Annotated in this window: 15 protein-coding genes; 10 read left to right on the forward strand and 5 right to left on the reverse strand. The window is 72.8% G+C overall.

The features are described 5' to 3' along the window. From ABZ725_RS05235 to ABZ725_RS05250, 4 genes are read left to right on the forward strand one after another with little or no spacing between them, the layout of a single operon-like run. Entirely contained in the window at positions 1 to 756 is a 756-nt protein-coding gene (locus ABZ725_RS05235; RefSeq protein ID WP_351913989.1) for an SDR family oxidoreductase, read from the forward strand. Further along, positions 753 to 1,721, forward strand: a complete 969-nt coding sequence (locus ABZ725_RS05240) for an aldo/keto reductase (protein ID WP_358801413.1) — start codon at positions 753 to 755, stop codon at positions 1,719 to 1,721. Before ABZ725_RS05235 ends, ABZ725_RS05240 begins: the two co-directional genes overlap by 4 nt. Further along, a complete protein-coding gene (locus ABZ725_RS05245; RefSeq protein ID WP_358801414.1) occupies positions 1,718 to 2,032 on the forward strand; it encodes an L-rhamnose mutarotase in 315 nt (104 codons plus the stop codon). The genes ABZ725_RS05240 and ABZ725_RS05245 overlap by 4 nt, the downstream gene beginning before the upstream one ends. Further along, complete coding sequence (locus ABZ725_RS05250) at positions 2,029 to 2,853, forward strand: amidohydrolase family protein (protein WP_358801415.1); 825 nt, start codon at positions 2,029 to 2,031, stop codon at positions 2,851 to 2,853. Before ABZ725_RS05245 ends, ABZ725_RS05250 begins: the two co-directional genes overlap by 4 nt. On the opposite strand, the gene ABZ725_RS05255 is transcribed toward ABZ725_RS05250, so the two are convergent. Further along, entirely contained in the window at positions 2,841 to 4,262 is a 1,422-nt protein-coding gene (locus ABZ725_RS05255; protein ID WP_358801416.1) for a lipase maturation factor family protein, read from the reverse strand. The two genes, ABZ725_RS05250 and ABZ725_RS05255, sit on opposite strands and share 13 nt — an antisense overlap. 152 nt (positions 4,263 to 4,414) lie before the next feature. Between ABZ725_RS05255 and ABZ725_RS05260 the strand changes: the two genes are divergently transcribed. The 3 genes from ABZ725_RS05260 to ABZ725_RS05270 all read left to right on the forward strand — a co-directional run bounded on the left by ABZ725_RS05260 (position 4,415) and on the right by ABZ725_RS05270 (position 7,939). Beyond that, positions 4,415 to 4,882: a hypothetical protein gene (locus tag ABZ725_RS05260; protein WP_358801417.1), complete on the forward strand. Its 468-nt coding sequence runs from the start codon at positions 4,415 to 4,417 to the stop codon at positions 4,880 to 4,882. 74 nt (positions 4,883 to 4,956) lie between these two features. Continuing rightward, positions 4,957 to 7,044 carry a SpoIIE family protein phosphatase gene (locus tag ABZ725_RS05265; protein ID WP_358801418.1) on the forward strand — a complete coding sequence of 696 codons (2,088 nt, stop codon included), beginning with the start codon at positions 4,957 to 4,959 and terminating at the stop codon, positions 7,042 to 7,044. A 31-nt stretch (positions 7,045 to 7,075) separates the two neighbouring features. Further along, the gene (locus ABZ725_RS05270; protein WP_358801419.1) at positions 7,076 to 7,939 is read left to right on the forward strand and encodes a DNA-formamidopyrimidine glycosylase family protein; all 864 of its coding nucleotides are present in this window, start codon (positions 7,076 to 7,078) and stop codon (positions 7,937 to 7,939) included. Between the two features lie 79 nt (positions 7,940 to 8,018). Here the strand turns inward: ABZ725_RS05270 and ABZ725_RS05275 are convergent, their stop codons facing one another. The 3 genes from ABZ725_RS05275 to ABZ725_RS05285 all read right to left on the reverse strand — a co-directional run bounded on the left by ABZ725_RS05275 (position 8,019) and on the right by ABZ725_RS05285 (position 10,020). Then, positions 8,019 to 8,681: a zf-HC2 domain-containing protein gene (locus tag ABZ725_RS05275; protein WP_358801420.1), complete on the reverse strand. Its 663-nt coding sequence runs from the start codon at positions 8,679 to 8,681 to the stop codon at positions 8,019 to 8,021. Between the two features lie 141 nt (positions 8,682 to 8,822). Further along, entirely contained in the window at positions 8,823 to 9,335 is a 513-nt protein-coding gene (locus ABZ725_RS05280; protein WP_351914007.1) for a hypothetical protein, read from the reverse strand. A gap of 136 nt (positions 9,336 to 9,471) precedes the next feature. Next, entirely contained in the window at positions 9,472 to 10,020 is a 549-nt protein-coding gene (locus ABZ725_RS05285) for a sigma-70 family RNA polymerase sigma factor (RefSeq protein ID WP_351914009.1), read from the reverse strand. Positions 10,021 to 10,242: 222 nt separating this feature from the next. Between ABZ725_RS05285 and ABZ725_RS05290 the strand changes: the two genes are divergently transcribed. Continuing rightward, positions 10,243 to 11,463 (forward strand): CapA family protein, encoded by a 1,221-nt coding sequence (locus ABZ725_RS05290; protein WP_358801421.1) that lies wholly within the window; start codon positions 10,243 to 10,245, stop codon positions 11,461 to 11,463. A gap of 50 nt (positions 11,464 to 11,513) precedes the next feature. On the opposite strand, the gene ABZ725_RS05295 is transcribed toward ABZ725_RS05290, so the two are convergent. Further along, positions 11,514 to 11,987: a universal stress protein gene (locus ABZ725_RS05295; protein ID WP_358801422.1), complete on the reverse strand. Its 474-nt coding sequence runs from the start codon at positions 11,985 to 11,987 to the stop codon at positions 11,514 to 11,516. An 88-nt stretch (positions 11,988 to 12,075) separates the two neighbouring features. On the opposite strand from ABZ725_RS05295, the gene lysX reads away from it, so the two are divergent. Both lysX and ABZ725_RS05305 read left to right on the forward strand, forming a co-directional pair. Next, positions 12,076 to 15,342, forward strand: coding sequence for a bifunctional lysylphosphatidylglycerol synthetase/lysine--tRNA ligase LysX (gene lysX / locus ABZ725_RS05300; RefSeq protein ID WP_358801423.1), 3,267 nt, complete (start codon positions 12,076 to 12,078; stop codon positions 15,340 to 15,342). 110 nt (positions 15,343 to 15,452) lie between these two features. Next, entirely contained in the window at positions 15,453 to 16,292 is an 840-nt protein-coding gene (locus ABZ725_RS05305; protein WP_358801424.1) for a polysaccharide deacetylase family protein, read from the forward strand. The last annotated feature ends 5 nt before the right edge of the window (positions 16,293 to 16,297 follow it).

Below are 16,297 nucleotides of genomic sequence, written 5' to 3' on the forward strand. Positions count from 1 at the left end.
GTGAGCGACTTCGAAGGGCTGACGGCCCTGGTGACGGGGGGCGCCTCGGGCATCGGCCGGGCGACCGCGGAGCTCCTGGCCGAGCGCGGCGCACGCGTCGCCGTCCTCGACCTGGACCCGTCGAGCGTCGAGAAGCCTCTGCTCGGCTACCGTGCCGACGTCGGCGACGACGCCTCGGTGCGCGCGGCCGTCGAGGCGGCCGTCGCCGAACTCGGCGGGCTCGACATCCTGGTCAACAACGCGGGCATCGGCGCACAGGGGACCGTCGAGGACAACGACGACGCCGAGTGGCACCGGGTGCTGGACGTCAACGTCGTCGGCATGGTCCGCACGGCCCGCGCCGCCCTGCCGCATCTGAGGCGCTCCGCGCACGCGGCCGTCGTCAACACCTGCTCCATCGCCGCCACCGCGGGCCTCCCGCAACGCGCCCTGTACAGCGCGACGAAGGGCGCGGTGTACTCGCTGACCCTCGCCATGGCCGCCGACCACGTCCGCGAGGGCATCCGCGTCAACTGTGTGAACCCCGGCACCGCCGACACCCCGTGGGTCGGCCGGCTGCTCGACGCGGCCGACGACCCGGCCGCCGAGCGCGCCGCGCTGGAGGCCCGCCAGCCCACCGGCCGCCTGGTCAGCGCCGCCGAGGTCGCCGCGGCCGTCGCCTACCTGGCGAGCCCGCTGTCCGGCGCCACCACCGGCACCGCGCTCGCCGTCGACGGCGGCATGCAGGGCCTCAGGCTCAGGCCGGCGGGCCGATGAGCGGGCTCGGGCGCAGCGGCGTCCCCGTCAGCCCGCTCGGCTTCGGCGCGGCGGTCATCGGCAACCTGTTCACCGAAGTCGGCGAGGAGCAGGCGCACGAGACCGTGGCCACCGCCTGGCAGCAGGGCATCCGCTACTTCGACACGGCGCCGCACTACGGTCTCGGCCTGTCCGAACGCCGCCTCGGCGCGGCCCTGCGCGAGCACCCCCGCGCGCAGTACACGATCTCGACCAAGGTCGGCCGCCGCCTGGAGCCGACCGGCCGGGGCGGCGACGATCTGGCCGACGGCTTCGCCGTCCCCGCCACGCACGAGCGCGTGTGGGACTTCAGCGCCGACGGCGTCCGCCGCACCCTGGACGCGAGCCTGGAGCGCCTCGGCCTCGACCGGGTGGACGTCGTCTATCTCCACGACCCCGACGACCACGCCGAACAGGCCTTCCGCGAGGGCTACCCGGCGCTGGAGAAGCTGCGTTCGGAGGGCGTCGTCGGGGCGATCGGCGCCGGCATGAACCAGACGGAGATGCTGACGCGCTTCGTCACCGACACGGACGTCGACGTGGTGCTGTGCGCGGGCCGGTACACGCTCCTCGACCAGCGGGCCCGGGCCGAGCTGCTGCCCGCCGCCGTCGAGCGGGGTGTGTCGGTGGTCATCGGGGGCGCGTTCAACTCCGGTCTGCTGGCCGACCCCCGGCCCGGCGCGACGTTCGACTACGCACAGGCGACGCCCGAGTTGCTGGACCGGGCGCTGCGCATGAAGGAGATCGCCGACCGGCACGGCACCACCCTGCGGGCCGCCGCCCTGGCCTTCTGCTCCGCCCACCCGGCCGTCGCGAGCGTCCTGGTCGGCACGCGCTCGCCGGACGAAGTGCGCGACTGCGCCGAACAGTTCGCGGCCCCGGTCCCCGCCGACTTCTGGCAGGAACTGCGGGACGCCGGTCTGCTTCCCGACGAGGAGCCGTCATGAGGGTCGCCCTGCACACCAAGGTCCGCGCGGACCGCGTCGCCGAGTACGAGGCCGCCCACCGCGAGGTCCCCAAGGAGCTGACGGACGCCATCCGGGCCTCCGGGGCCGCCTCCTGGACGATCTGGCGCAGCGGCACGGACCTGTTCCACGTCCTGGAGTGCGAGGACTACGCCCGTCTCCTCGCCGAGCTGGAGAAACTGCCGGTCAACGTGGTGTGGCAGGCCCGGATGGCCGAGCTGCTCGACGTGGTGCACGACTACTCCGACGAGGGCGCGGGCGCGGGCCTGCCCGTCGTCTGGGAGCTGCCGTGACCGTCGACGCGCACCACCACGTCTGGGACCTGTCGGTCCGCGACCAGGACTGGATCGCCGAAGACAGCCCGCTGCGGCGGGACTTCACCGTCGACGACCTCGCACCCGAGGCCCGCGCGGCCGGAGTCGACCGCACGGTCCTGGTCCAGACGGTCACCGTGGCCGAGGAGACCCCCGAGTTCCTCGCCCTCGCGGCCCGGAGCGACCTGATCGCGGGCGTCGTCGGCTGGACCGACCTCACCCGCCCGGACGTCGCCGACGAACTGGCCCGGCTGCGGGAGCTGCCCGGCGGCCGGTACCTCAAGGGCGTCCGGCACCAGGTCCAGGGCGAGCCGGACCCGGAGTGGCTGCTGCGGGCGGACGTACGGCATGGTCTTGCCGCGGTCGCCGACGCCGGACTCGTCTACGACCTGGTCGTGCTGCCCGGCCAACTCCCGGCCTGCGCCCGGGCGGCCGCCGGCCTGCCCGAACTCACCTTCGTCCTCGACCACTTGGGCAAGCCGCCGATCGCCGCCGGCGCGCTGGAACCGTGGGCATCCGCCGTCCGCACCCTCGCCGCCCTGCCCAACACGGTCTGCAAGCTGTCCGGCATGGTCACCGAGGCCGACCCCGAGTCCTGGACCGTCGACGACCTGCGCCCGTACGCGGACACGGCGCTTGCGGCCTTCGGCCCGGACCGGCTGATGTTCGGCTCGGACTGGCCGGTGTGCACACCCCTGGCGTCGTACGGCGAAGTCCTCGCCCTCGCACGCCGGTTGACCGACCCGGGCGAACAGACCCAGATCTTCGAGACCACCGCCGTCCGCGTCTACGGCCTCTGAGCCGCCTCCGCCAGCCGGGTCGGCGGCAGGTACTCCCGCACATAGGTCCGCCGCCAGCAGGCGCCCGTCTCCCGCAGCTCCCGCCAGGTCGTGTACCGGTAGCGGAAGAGGCGGGCGCGGATATGGCGGGGCGGCTCGTCGGGCGGGAACGGAGAGCTGCGCAGCAGCTTCAGCGTGTCGCGGTCGTTCTCCAACAGCCGCTCCACCAGGGCGCCGAACCACGGTCCGGCGTACGCGGGGGAGAGCGCCGCGAACCACATCAGCCAGTCGAGCCGCAGATGGTACGGGGCGAACTGGCGTGGCCAGCGCCGGGGATCGCCCGGCTTGCCCTTGAACTCGTACTCCCGCCAGTCGGAGTCCTCGCGCGGCACATCGTCGAGCGTGCCCTCGACCACCACCTCGTAGCGGATCCGGCTGACGCTGCCGAACGCGCCGTAGGTGTTGACCAGGTGCAGCGGATCGAAGGAGCGGTTCATCACCTGGCGGCGGGAGAGCATGTTGACCACCGGGTGATAGCTGAGGAACAGCAGCAGCGCGGCGACGGCGAGGACCACCGCCTCGTACCAGACCGGGGTGGCCGGGAAGGACCGTTGCGCGCCGGGGAGTTCGAGCGCGGGCACGGCCAGGACGATCGTGATCCAGTTCAGCCAGGCGAAGTTGCCCGACGCCACCAGCCACAGCTGGGTCAGGATCATCAGCGACGCGGCCGCGGTCGCGACCGGCTGCGGGGCGAACAGCAGGAACGGCACGACGAGTTGGGTGACGTGGTTGGCGGCCGCCTCGACGCGGTGCAGCGGCTTCGGCAGCCGGTGGAAGAACCAGCTCAGCGGGCCGGGCATCGGCTGCGTCTCGTGGTGGTGGTAGAGACAGGTGAGCTTGCGCCAGCAGGCGTCGCCCCGCATCTTGATCAGGCCCGCGCCGAACTCCACCCGGAAGAGGATCCAGCGCATCAGGAACAGCACCAGGATCGGCGGGGCCACCTCGTCGTTGCCGAGGAACACGGCGAGGAAACCCGTCTCCAGCAGCAGCGACTCCCAGCCGAACGAGTACCAGGTCTGCCCGACGTTGACGATCGACAGATACAGCGCCCACGGCACCAGCCACAGCGCCATCGCCGCCCCGAGGGGCAACAGGCCGTCCAGCCCGGCCAGCAGCGCCGCGGACACCGCGCAGCCCGTCCAGGCGCAGGCCGCGAACAGGCGGTCGGAGTAGCGCAGGTGGAACAGGCTCGGCGCGCGCCGGAAGGGCACCTGCTCGACGAACCGGGGCACCGGCAGCATCCCCCGCTCGCCGAGCAGCGCCCGGAACTGCAGGGCCGCCGTCAGGAACGCGACCAGGTACACACCGGCCAGGGCCCGCTGGAAGACCAGCCGGCTCAGCCCGTACTCGGGTGCGGTGAACCACTCCACGGACCTGCGCTCCTCTTCTCCGATCCGGCCAGGTCACTGTGCGTGTGCGCGTGCTCCGCTTGCGTGACACAGGCGGGTGAAGCAGACAATAGTGGGCGAATCACCTCCCGGTGGATTCATCTGGACTGACCGAGACGATGTGGGAGAACGTGGTGCGACTACCCATTGCCGCTCTCCTCACCGCCTGTGCGCTCTCGGCGGCGCTCCTCGTCGCCGGCCGTGACGGTGCGGGAGTGAACGGCACGATGCCTGGCTCGGAGGTCGTCCTCCCGGCGGCCGAGGGGCGGGCCCTCTTCGCGGACTCGGCCTCCGAGGCCGAGAGCGCGACCGAGGCCGAGACCGAAGCCGATTTCGACGCCGACCCGGGCGTCGACCTCGGACCCGATGCCGAAACCGCCCCGGGTCTCGACGCTGACGCCGGCCTCGACCGTGGTCTCGCCCCCGATGTGTTCGACCCGAACGCCGTCGGACCCGAGACCGTCCCGGAAGTGCCCGATCTGCCCGACGGCGGCGGGCTGATCCCCGACGGACCCGATGAGTCGGAGGAGTCCGGCGCGTCCGGCGCGTCCGAGGCGACCGGCATCGTCTTCGGCAGCCCCGCCGACGCCCTCAGCGGCTGACCCGTCGGCGCAGCCGGTTGGGAGGGTCCCGCTCCCCGGTCGAAGAATCGGGCAAATCCTGGCAAGGTGGGCGCATGGCTGATCGGGGAGCGAGGGCCCCGTCACTCCCGGACGACTGGCCCGCCCACCCGGATCCGATCCTGGCGCTCAACCGCATGGGCAGCTTCGACTGGGACCTGGACTCGGGGCTGTTCCACATGGACGCCCGGGCCCACGAGATCTTCGACCTGCGTCCCGACGAATACGACGGGAACCCGGCCAGCCTCGCGATCCGGGTCCCGCCGAACGAGGGCATCCGGCTGGACGAACTGGTCGCCCAGGCCATCAAGGACGGCAGCGAGAACTACGGCGCCTACTTCCGTATGCGGCTGCGCGACGGCCGGCTGCGCTGGACCCACACCCAGGGCTACATCCGGCGCGACGGAACCGGCCGGCCGCGCCGCATCGTCGGCATCGTGCGCGACGCGACCGACGAGCTCAGCGACCTCGCCGCCCGCCGCGACGAGGCCGCCCTGGACGACGCGCGCCGCGAGCAGACCAACGTCGTCCAGCTCACCACCGCCGCCCTCGCCCACGCCCGCACCGTGCAGGACGTCATCGACGTCCTCAAGGACACCCACGGCCTCACCCATCTCGGCGCGACCAGCCTGGTCATGGGCCTGGTCGAGGCCGGCCGCATCCGGCTGATCGCGGAGGGGCCGGAGGGCAGCTTCGTGCCCGGCACGCTGGTCACCCGGATAGACGAGCCGTACCCGATGAGCGAGGTCGTCCGCACGCTCACCCCCCGCTTCATCGAGTCGCCCGAGGAGTTCGCGGCCGGCTACCCCGTGCTGTGGCCGCACATCACCGATCTGAAGATCACCTCCGCGGCCTATCTGCCGCTCATCGTCCAGGCCCGCCCGATCGGCGCGATGGGCCTGCTCTACAGCGATCGCGAGGGGTTCACCCAGGAGGAGCGCAACATCCTCGTCGCCCTGGGCAGCAGCATCGCGCAGAGCCTGCAGCGGGCCATGTTCTACGAGCAGGAGAAGGACATCGCCCAGGGTCTCCAGCAGGCCATGCTGCCGCGCACCATCCCCAGCGTGCCGGGCGCCGACGTGGCCGTCCGCTACCGTGCCGCCACCATCGGCGGCTCGCTGGGCCGCGACATCGGCGGCGACTGGTACGACCTGATCCCGCTGCCCGGGGGCCGGGTCGGGGCCGTCATCGGCGATGTGCAGGGCCACGACACGCACGCGGCGGCCGTCATGGGCCAGCTGCGGATCGTGCTGAAGGCCTACGCGGCCGAGGGGCACACCCCGGCCACCGTGATGGCCCGTGCCTCCGTCTTCCTGCACGAGCTCGACACCGACCGCTTCGCGACCTGCCTGTACGCGGAGGTCGACCTGACCACCGGGGTCGTCCAGGCGGTCCGCGCCGGGCACATCGACCCCCTGCTGCGCAGCCCCGACGGGACCTGCCGGCGCGTCCCGGTGCCCGGCGGGCTGCCGCTCGGCCTGTCCGCCGAGTTCGGCCGGCTCGACTACCCGGTGGGCACGGTCGAACTCGACCCCGGCCACACCCTGCTGCTGTGCACCGACGGACTCGTCGAACAGCCCGGCACCGACCTCGCCGACGGCATGCGGGCCCTGGCCGCCTTCATCGCCGCGGCCCCCGACGACGTACGCAAGCTCGCCGACCAGCTCATCGAGGTCGCGGAACGGCAGGGCGGGGACGACGACGTGGCGCTGCTCCTGCTGCGCCGGCGCGGCCCGGACACCCCGCAGGCCGGGAGCAGGCTCCAGCAGCATGTGGCGCCCGGCGACCCGGAGGCCCTCAGCGAGGCCCGGCACATGATCCGCGCCGCCGTCCGGGCCTGGGGCGTCCGGGACCGCTCCGACGAGATCGAGCTGGTCGCCGACGAGCTGATCACCAACGCGCTGATGCACACCGAGGGCGCGGCGATCGTCACGCTGCGGGTGCTCACCGGCGGGGAGCGCCGGTTGCGGGTCGAGGTCGAGGACACCTCCAGCGCGCTGCCGCGCCGCCGTGAGGCGGGCGAGTCGGGGGTCTCCGGGCGGGGCCTGCTGCTGGTGGACCTGCTCGCCGACGCCTGGGGCGTGGAGGCGCGGGGCGGCGGCAAGTGCGTGTGGTGCGAGTTCGTCGCGGCGGAGCGGAGCTGACCGCTCCGGCGGCGGATGGCACCCTGGACGTATGCCGGAACTCCCCGAGGTCGAAGCGCTGAAGGACTTCCTGACCGAGCATCTCGTGGGCCACGAGATCGTCCGGGTGCTGCCCGTCGCCGTCAGCGTCCTGAAGACCTACGACCCGCCCGTCACCGCCGTCGAGGGGCAGGAGGTCACCGCCGTGCACCGGCACGGCAAGTTCCTCGATCTGGCGACCGGCGACAGCCTCCACCTCGTCACCCACCTGGCCCGCGCGGGCTGGCTGCACTGGAAGGACCGGCTGCCCGACGGTCCGCCCCGCCCCGGCAAAGGTCCCCTGGCGCTGCGGGTCGCCCTGGAGACGGGCGAGGGCTTCGACCTGACGGAGGCCGGCACCCAGCACCGGCTCGCGGTGTACGTGGTCCACGACCCGCACCAGGTGCCCGGCATCGCCCGTCTCGGGCCCGACCCGCTCGCCGCCGACTTCGACGAGGCCCGCTTCGCCGCACTGCTCGCGGGCGAACGACGTCAGCTGAAGGGCGCCCTGCGCGACCAGAGCCTGATCGCGGGCGTCGGCAACGCCTACAGCGACGAGATCCTGCACGCGGCGAGGATGTCCCCGTTCAAACTCGCGGCCTCCCTGACGCCGCAGGAGACCCACACCCTGTACGAGGCCCTGCGCACGACGCTGACGGAGGCGGTCGAACGCTCGCGGGGCCTTGCCGCCGGGCGACTCAAGGCCGAGAAGAAGAGCGGCCTGCGGGTCCACGGCCGCACCGGCGAACCCTGCCCGGTCTGCGGCGACACCGTCAGGGAGGTCTCCTTCAGCGACTCCTCGCTCCAGTACTGCCCCACCTGCCAGACGGGCGGCAAGCCGCTGGCCGACCGCAGGATGTCCCGACTGCTCAAGTAGCCGATGCGCGAGCAGCCGACTGGAGCAGCCGACTCGAGCATCCGGCGTCGAAGTGACCTGAACTCACTCCGGGCCGGTCTCACTGGGCGTCGAGCGTCACCAGGTGCTCTCCGGAGGCCGTGCGCAGCTCGTAGCGGGCGATCTCGTCGGGGTGCCAGGCCGCGGCGCCCTGCATGGTGTTGGGGCGGGCGTCGTGCTCGGGGACGCTCCAGCTGGTGACCGTCTGCTCGGAGCCGTCGAGGCCGATGGCGACCAGGTGGCAGGAGCGCGGGCCGGCGCCGTCCTTGACCTCGAGCTGCACATGGCTGCCCCAGGTCTCGTTCTCGGTGGTGATCTGCGCCCACACCCCGGACTTCTCGTCCGTCGCGGTGACCCGCACGGTGTCCTGGGCGTCGCCCTTGCCGGCGCCCGCCATCATCACGAGCGCGGGCGCGGCCACGGCGACCACGACCGAGGCCGCGAGGGCGAACATCAGCCGCCGGCGCATCGCCCGGTGCCGGGTCGCCACCTCGGCGAGCAGCCGGTCGAGCAGCTGCGGGCCGGGGCCGGCGAAGGGGTGCACGGCGCGCGGGGTGGCGCGCCGGTAGAGCATCATCTGCCGTGCGGTGGGCCCGAACTCGGTGACCTGCGCCGCACACTGAGGACACTCCATGAGGTGGTCCTCAAAGCGGAAAGCCTCCGCTTCGTCCAGCACGCCGAGCGCGTACGCGCCGACGTCGCGATGCCTTTCCAGGGACCTCATGCCGAAACCTCGTGCCGTTGAGTGCCAGTGGGGTTACTCCTTGCTCCCACCGGTACGCACCCGACCGACGAATCACTCAAGCCACGTACCGAATCGTGACCCAGATGTTCGGAGCGGTCCGGCCCGCGGATTGGTGTGAATCTAAAAAAGATGAATCGCCAAGTGGCCGAGGGGCAGTCCGAGCTGCCACGCGGGTGTCCAGACCTTGGGTCCTTCGTCCTCGCCGGGCGGGGCGCCGCCCGGCACCGCGTTGAGGTCGGGGGCCAACAGCTCCGTCTCCTCGAGCCAGCGCCAAGCCGCGGCCGCCAGTTCGAGATCGGGCGCGGGCCCCTCCAACTCGGCGGCTTCGGCTGTCAGTTGAGACATACGTTCGTCGACCCAGTCCTGCCACGGCTGGTCGTACGCCGTGAGCGAAAGCCAGGTCTCGAGTTGGGTCACGACCCGGATGCCGGGCAGTTCGCCGTCGGTGTCGGACAGGAAGATGGTGAGCGCGAGGGCGTCGCGCCCGGCGCGGAACTCGAAGGACGTCGGCGGCATCAGATCGCCGGTCCGCAGCAGTTCGTCGGCGATGTACTCGGCATACAACCAGGCCATGGGGACGGTCAGTTCACCGCCGCCGGTGCCGTCCGTGCTCTGGTGACCTCTGTGCAGCATCCCTTCCTGCCTTCCTCCGGTGCTTGCGCGTCGCCCGTTGCCGGGACCCCAGTCCGGAACACGGATAAGGACACCCGATTACTCAAAGGGGGTCCTCGGCAAGGCGCTTTACGGAGGCTTGACCCAGCCGTGGGTTTCAGTGCAGGTCGGCTGCGTATCCCGGAAGCACTCTGCGCAGGGCGCGCAGCGCGTAGTAAGCGCGCGACTTCACGGTACCGGGAGGAATTCCGAGCGTTTCGGCGGCCTCCGCCACACTCGCCCCTTGGAAATACACCAGCACCAGTACTTCACGGTGTTCCGGAGTGAGTGTCTTCACAGCCTCGCGCACATCGAGGGCCGCCGCGGCCCGCTCGGCGTGGTCGGCGCAGACGGGCGCGTTCTCCAGCACCGCGTCCCCGACCTCCGCGGGCCGTGCCTGGCGGGCCCGCCGTGCGTCGATCGCGAGCCGTCGGCCCACGGTGAGCAGCCAGGGCCGGACGGATTCGAAGGCGTCGGTGCGCAGTGCCTCGGGATGCTGCCAGGCGCGCACCAGGGTCTCCTGGACGAGGTCCTCGGCACGCTGGCGGTCGCCGTCGCACAGCCTCAGCAGCAGCGCGAAGAGCGGCCTGCCGTGCTCGCGCTGCAGTGCGGCGAGCTCGTGCTCGGCGGTCGTCGTCCTGGCTTTGAGGGCGGTTCCGGCGGTCATGCGCGTATGGCACCGCAGTGCGCCGGTTCGGGACAGGGTGCGCACAACGTTCTGCGGCGGACGGTCGATCGCGTCGACGAACGGTTCGACGAACGGTCCGGGCTACGCCGATCGCGGGCATCGGTCCTGGACGAAGGGAGCGCCGGGCCGGTCGGGCGTCCGTCATGGACTAGTAGTGATACGTGCGTAAATACGACGATCCATGCGAGAGGGGGTGACCCGGTGATCGCCCGCAGACACCAGGTGGCTCTGGCTCTGACGGCCCTCCTCACATCGGCCGCCGCCTGCCAGGCCCGAGACCACCGGCCGACCGACCGGCCCGGGCGCCCGGCGCCGTCCGCCGCCCGCGGCTTCACCCTCGTGGCCTCGGGCGACATCCTCCCGCACACCGCCGTCATCGACCGCGCCCGCTTCGACGCCGGAGGCGCTGGAGGCGCTGGAGGGACTGGAGATGTGGGAGGAACTGGAGGCGTGGGAGGCGTCGGGAGCGCCGCGGGCTCCGGTTACGACTTCCGGCCCATGTTCGAGGGGGCCAGGTCCGTCGTCTCCCGCGCCGATCTGGCCCTGTGTCACCTGGACACCCCGTACGGCGCGAACGGCGACTACACCGGTCACCCCCTCTTCAGGTCCCCGCCCGAGATCGCCCAGGCCCTCGCCGCCACCGGCTACGACGGCTGCTCCACCGCCTCCGACCACAGCCTCGACGACGGAGCCGCCGGCGTACAGCGCACCCTCGACGCGCTCGACGCCGTAGGCGTACGGCACGCGGGCACCGCGCGCACCGAGGCCGAGGGCAACTCGGTCACGCTCCTGCGCGCCGGGCGGGCGACCGTCGCCCACCTCGCCTACACCGACGGCACCGGCGGGCAGCCGCTTCCGCCGGGGCAGCCCTGGACCGTCAACCTCGCCGACGAGAACCGGATCGTCGCCGACGCCAAGGCCGCCCGGAAGGCGGGCGCCGACGTGGTCGTCGTCTCCGTGCACGGGGGCACCGCCTGGCAGGACGCCCCGGACGACCGCCGGCTCGCCCTGGCCCGCACGCTCACCGCCTCCCGCACGGACGGCCGTCCCGACATCGACCTGATCCTCGGCGCCCGCACACACGTCCCGCAGGCCTACGAGAAGGTCAACGGCACCTGGGTCGTCTACGGGCTGGGCGACCAGATCGCGGGCGAGATGGTCAACCGGCAGGGCGTCCAGGACCCCCGCGGCAGCCAGTCCACCGTCGCCCGCTTCACCTTCGGCCCGCCCGCCCGGCCCGGCGGCCGCTGGGAGGTGCGCAAGGCCGAGTTCGTGCCCCAGATGTTCGACATCGACGCCGGCCGGGTGGTCGACCTCGACCAGGCCCTCGCCCAGGGCGCCGGGGTCGCGGGCGTACGCGACCGCATCCGCGACGTCGTCCTGAGCCGGGGCGCGGCCAAGGACGGGCTGGTGATGGGCTAGACCGTGCCCGCACGACCTGGCGACGGCCGGGGCCTTCGGGTGACGGGGTGCTACGGCACCACCGTCACCGGCCACCGTCCCGCCTTCACCAGCCGTACCGCGACGGATCCCACGATCCGGTGGCCGGCCTGTTCGGAGGCGCCCACCACCACGGCGTCCGCCTTCAGTTCGTCCGCCGCCTTCACCAGGCCGTTGTAGGGGTCGCCGCGGAACGTGCGGAACTCCCAGCGCACGTCGAATGTCCCGCGCATCTGCTCGGTGGCCTGCCGGATCTGGGCGACCAGCTCCTCGGCGATCGTGTCGGTCGCCTCCGCGACCGGCGCTCCGAACGCGGCGCCCGTCGCCATCACCGGCTGCACGTACACCAGGGCGAGCAGCGCGTGCTGGCGGCGGGCCAGACCGGCGGCGTAGGCCGCGGCCCGCAGCGAGGTGTCGGAGCCGTCCACGCCGGCCAGGATGACCCTGGGTCCGTCCGTGCCCCGCTCGAACTGGTGCTCGGGCTGCTGCGAGTGCTGTTCCGTCACGGCGCAGAGGCTATCGGAACCCGCAGGTCCGGCCGGTGGGAGGGCCGCTCGACGGGCGGCCCGGCCCGGGTGTTCCTACAGTCGGAACATGAGTGCCACCGTGGACTCCGCCACGGCGAAGAGCGCCCCCGGCCCGCCCCGACGGCTCGCGGGCCGCTCCCTCGAACGGGTGCCCGAAGCCTTCGCCGCCTTCTTCGGCGCCCTCGCCCTGCTCTGCGTCCTGCTGGCCCTCGTCCCGCCGCTGCGCCGCCTGCTGCGCCCGGTCGTCCGCTTCCTGGACCTCCTCATCGTCCCGGTCAGCGCCAACCTCGCCTACGCCGTCTTCCTCCTCCTGCTGGCCGCCGCCACCGCCGCCCGCAAGAAGGTCGCCTGGTGGCTGGTCGTCGTCTACCTCGGCCTGCTCGTCCTCACCGACATCCTCGGCGTGGCCCTCGGTCTGTACGCGCAGTCCATCCCGTCCCTGGCGGTCTGCGCGCTCGCCCTGGGCCTCCTGGTGCTCGCCCGCGGCGAGTTCTACGCCGCCTCCCGCCGCGGCGCGGTCCGGCGGGCGCTCGCCGTCCTGCTCGTCGGCCTGGTCCTGGCGATCCTCGCGGGCTGGGGCCTGGTGGAGCTGTTCCCGGGCACGCTGCCGACCGGCCAGCGCTTCGGCTGGGCCGCCAACCACGTCCTCGGCGGCCTGGTCTCCACCCGCTCCTTCGACGGCCGCCCGCCCCGCGCCCTCTACTTCGTCCTCGGCCTCCTCGGCGCCCTCGCCCTCCTCAACGCCGCCGCCGCCCTGTTCCGCTCCCAGCGCATGGAAGCGGCCCTGCACGGCGACGAGGAACCCCGCATCCGCGCCCTGCTGAAGGCCTACGGCGAGGCGGACTCGCTCGGCTACTTCGCCACCCGGCGCGACAAGGCCGTCGTCTTCTCGCCCAGCGGCAAGGCCGCCGTCACCTACCGCGTCGAGGCGGGCGTCTGCCTGGCCAGCGGCGATCCCGTCGGCGACCGCGAGGCCTGGCCGCACGCCATCGCCGGCTGGCTGGACGCGGCCCGTCGGCACGCCTGGGCGCCCGCGGTCATGGGCGCCTCGGAGGACGGCGCGAAGGCCTTCGCCCGCGCCGGGATGGGCGCCCTGCAACTCGGCGACGAGGCGATCCTGCACATCGCCTCCTTCGACCTCGCCGGACGCGAGATGAGGGTCACCCGGCAGGCCGTCAACCGGGTGCGCCGCACCGGCGCCCGCTGCCGGGTCCGCCGCCACTCCACCCTCACCGACGAGGAGATGGAGGAGATCGTCGACCGGGCCGACGCCTGGCGCGACACCGAGACCGAACGCGGCTTCTCCATGGCCCTGGACCGCCTCGGCGACCCCGCCGACGGCGACTGCCTCCTCGTCGAGGCACTGGACGGCGACGGCCGCCTCCTCGCCCTGCTCTCCTTCGTCCCCTGGGGCACGGACGGCGTCTCCCTGGACCTGATGCGCCGCGACCGCTCCGCCCCCAACGGCGTCATGGAGTTCATGGTCGCCGACCTGTGCGCCGCCGCCCCCAAGCTCGGCGTGCACCGGATCTCCCTCAACTTCGCCGTCTTCCGCTCCGCCTTCGAGGAGGGCGCCCGCATCGGCGCCGGACCGGTCCTGCGGCTGTGGCGCCGGCTGCTGCTGTTCTTCTCCAAGTGGTGGCAGCTGGAGGCCCTCTACCGGTCCAACGCCAAGTACCGCCCCGAGTGGTACCCCCGCTTCCTCTGCTACGGCGACGCCGGCTCCCTCGCCCGGGTGGGCCTCGCCTCCGGCATCGCCGAGGGCTTCGTCTCCGTGCCCTCGCTGCGCAAGCTCTGGGGCAAGCGGAACCCGCAGGGCGGGCCGCGCCCCGCCACCACCGAGAGCCTGCCGCCCCTGACGGCGCTCGGCCTCGACGGAGGGGACGAGGCCGGGGGCACCGGTCCGGACGCGGGCCTGCCCGAACAGGTCCGCGTCCGGCGCCGCAAGCTCGACCGGCTGCGCACCGCCGGCGCCGACCCCTATCCCGTGGGCGTCCCGCCCCGCACCCACACCCTCGCCGAGGTGCGCACCGGCGAGACGGTCACCGTCGCCGGCCGGGTCATGCGGGTGCGCGACTTCGGCGGGATCGTCTTCGTGACCCTGCGCGACTGGTCGGGCGACCGCCAACTCGCCCTCACCCGCGAGGCACTCGGCGGCTTCCGCGCCGACACCGACCTCGGCGACCACCTCACCGCCACCGGCACGGTCGGCACGAGCGACAAGGGCGAGCCCACCGTCTTCGTCACCTCCTGGCAGCTCACCGCCAAATGCCTGCGCCCCCTGCCCGACAAGCGCCGCGGTCTCACCGACCCCGAGGCCAAGGTCCGCATGCGCTATCTCGACCTCATCGCGAGCCCCGCCGCCCGCGATGTCGTCCGCGCCCGCTCCGCCGCCGTACAGGCCCTGCGCCAGGGCCTGTTGGAGCGCGGCTACCTGGAGGTCGAGACACCGATGCTCCAGCAGATCCACGGCGGCGCCAACGCCCGCCCCTTCACCACCCACATCAACGCCTACGACCTCGACCTCTACCTGCGCATCGCCCCCGAGCTGTACCTCAAGCGGCTGTGCGTCGGCGGCCTGGAGAAGGTCTTCGAGATGGGCCGCACCTTCCGCAACGAGGGCGTCTCCTACAAGCACAACCCCGAGTTCACCATGCTGGAGGCCTACCAGGCGTACGCCGACTACGACGTGATGCTCGACCTGGCCCGCGAGCTGATCCAGGGCGCGGCCACGGCCGCCTTCGGCTCGCCGGTCGCCCGCAAGGACGGGCGGGAGCACGACATCTCGGGGGAGTGGCCGGTGCGCACGGTCCACGGCGCGATCTCCGCGGCGCTCGGCGAGGAGATCGACGCCGACACCCCCCTGACGGTCCTGCAACGGCACTGCGACCGTGCCTCGGTCCCGTACACACCGGACGACGGCCGCGGCGACGTCGTCCTGGAGATGTACGAGCGACTCGTCGAGGAGAAGACCCGACTCCCCACCTTCTACAAGGACTTCCCCACCGACGTCTCCCCGCTCACCCGGCAGCACCGCACCGACCCCCGCCTCGCCGAACGCTGGGACCTCGTCGCCTTCGGCACCGAACTCGGCACCGCCTACTCCGAGTTGACCGACCCCGTCGAGCAACGCCGCCGTCTCACCGAGCAGTCCCTGCTGGCCGCGGGCGGCGACCCCGAGGCGATGGAACTCGACGAGGACTTCCTCGACGCCCTGGAATACGCGATGCCCCCGACCGGCGGCCTCGGCATCGGCGTCGACCGCCTGGTCATGTTCCTCACCGGCCTCACCATCCGCGAGACCCTGCCCTTCCCGCTGGTTCGGCACCGCTGACGGGACCGGACCGGACGGGACGGGACGGCACTGCGCCAGGCGGGTGGAATCGTGCCGCCGGAGCGGTGTCGGTGGGGTGGGCCGGCGCTCGGCCGGGCGACTGATAATGCATGAAGAAGGATCAGTTGTTCACGCGGCGCCGGGCGTTGCTCGCCGGGGCCGCCGTCGTCGCAGGCGTCGGCACGGCCCAGGTGTTCGTGCGGGGCGAGAACGGCAGGCCGGTCCGGGCCGCCGCCCCCGCCGCCGGCGCCCCGCCGCGTGGCGTCCCGCTGAAGCCCTCCGCCTACCGCCTCCAGCCGCTGACCGGTTACGGCCCCCCGCGTACGACGCCCGGCCGCACCCCGGTGCGCCGCGAACCGCTGCTGAGGATGACCGGCCAGGGCCGCACCATGGTGCTGACCTTCGACGACGGACCCGACCCCCGCTACACCCCCGGCATCCTCGACACGCTGGCCGAGTACGAGGTGCCCGCGATGTTCTTCGTGTGCGGGGAGATGGCGGCCGACAACCAGGAGCTGCTGGGCCGCATGGCCGACGAGGGCCACATCGTCGGCAACCACACCTGGTCCCACCCCCTGCTCACGGGACTGACCCGCCGCCGGATCCGCTCCGAGATGTCCCGCACCTGCGACGTCATCGAGGAGGGGTACGGCGAACGGCCCCGCTGGTTCCGCGCCCCCTACGGCGCCTGGAACCGCGCCGCCTTCCAACTCGGCGCCGAACTGGGCATGGAGCCCCTCGCCTGGACGGTCGACAGCCTCGACTGGACCTCTCCCGGAACCGGCGCCATCGTCGAGCGGGTCGAGCAGGGCGCCGCGCCCGGCGTCGTGGTGCTCTCGCACGACGCCGGCGGCGACCGCTCGCAGAGCGTGCGGGCGCTGCGCAGCTATCTCCCGGAGCTCCTGGACTCCGGCTACCACCTCACCGTCCCGCACCGGCCGTACACCTGACCCGG

The organism is Streptomyces sp. NPDC006872 (assembly GCF_040635845.1).
GTDB lineage: Bacteria > Actinomycetota > Actinomycetes > Streptomycetales > Streptomycetaceae > Streptomyces.

What these genes read in the sequence shown, in the direction of transcription:
- ABZ725_RS05240 (WP_358801413.1), top strand. Translation starts at nt 753, where the DNA reads ATGAGCGGGCTCGGGCGCAGCGGCGTCCCCGTCAGCCCGCTCGGCTTC.
- ABZ725_RS05245 (WP_358801414.1), top strand. Translation starts at nt 1,718, where the DNA reads ATGAGGGTCGCCCTGCACACCAAGGTCCGCGCGGACCGCGTCGCCGAG.
- ABZ725_RS05265 (WP_358801418.1), top strand. Translation starts at nt 4,957, where the DNA reads ATGGCTGATCGGGGAGCGAGGGCCCCGTCACTCCCGGACGACTGGCCC.
- ABZ725_RS05270 (WP_358801419.1), top strand. Translation starts at nt 7,076, where the DNA reads ATGCCGGAACTCCCCGAGGTCGAAGCGCTGAAGGACTTCCTGACCGAG.
- ABZ725_RS05275 (WP_358801420.1), bottom strand. Translation starts at nt 8,681, where the DNA reads ATGAGGTCCCTGGAAAGGCATCGCGACGTCGGCGCGTACGCGCTCGGC.
- ABZ725_RS05280 (WP_351914007.1), bottom strand. Translation starts at nt 9,335, where the DNA reads ATGCTGCACAGAGGTCACCAGAGCACGGACGGCACCGGCGGCGGTGAA.
- ABZ725_RS05285 (WP_351914009.1), bottom strand. Translation starts at nt 10,020, where the DNA reads ATGACCGCCGGAACCGCCCTCAAAGCCAGGACGACGACCGCCGAGCAC.
- lysX (WP_358801423.1), top strand. Translation starts at nt 12,076, where the DNA reads ATGAGTGCCACCGTGGACTCCGCCACGGCGAAGAGCGCCCCCGGCCCG.
- ABZ725_RS05305 (WP_358801424.1), top strand. Translation starts at nt 15,453, where the DNA reads ATGAAGAAGGATCAGTTGTTCACGCGGCGCCGGGCGTTGCTCGCCGGG.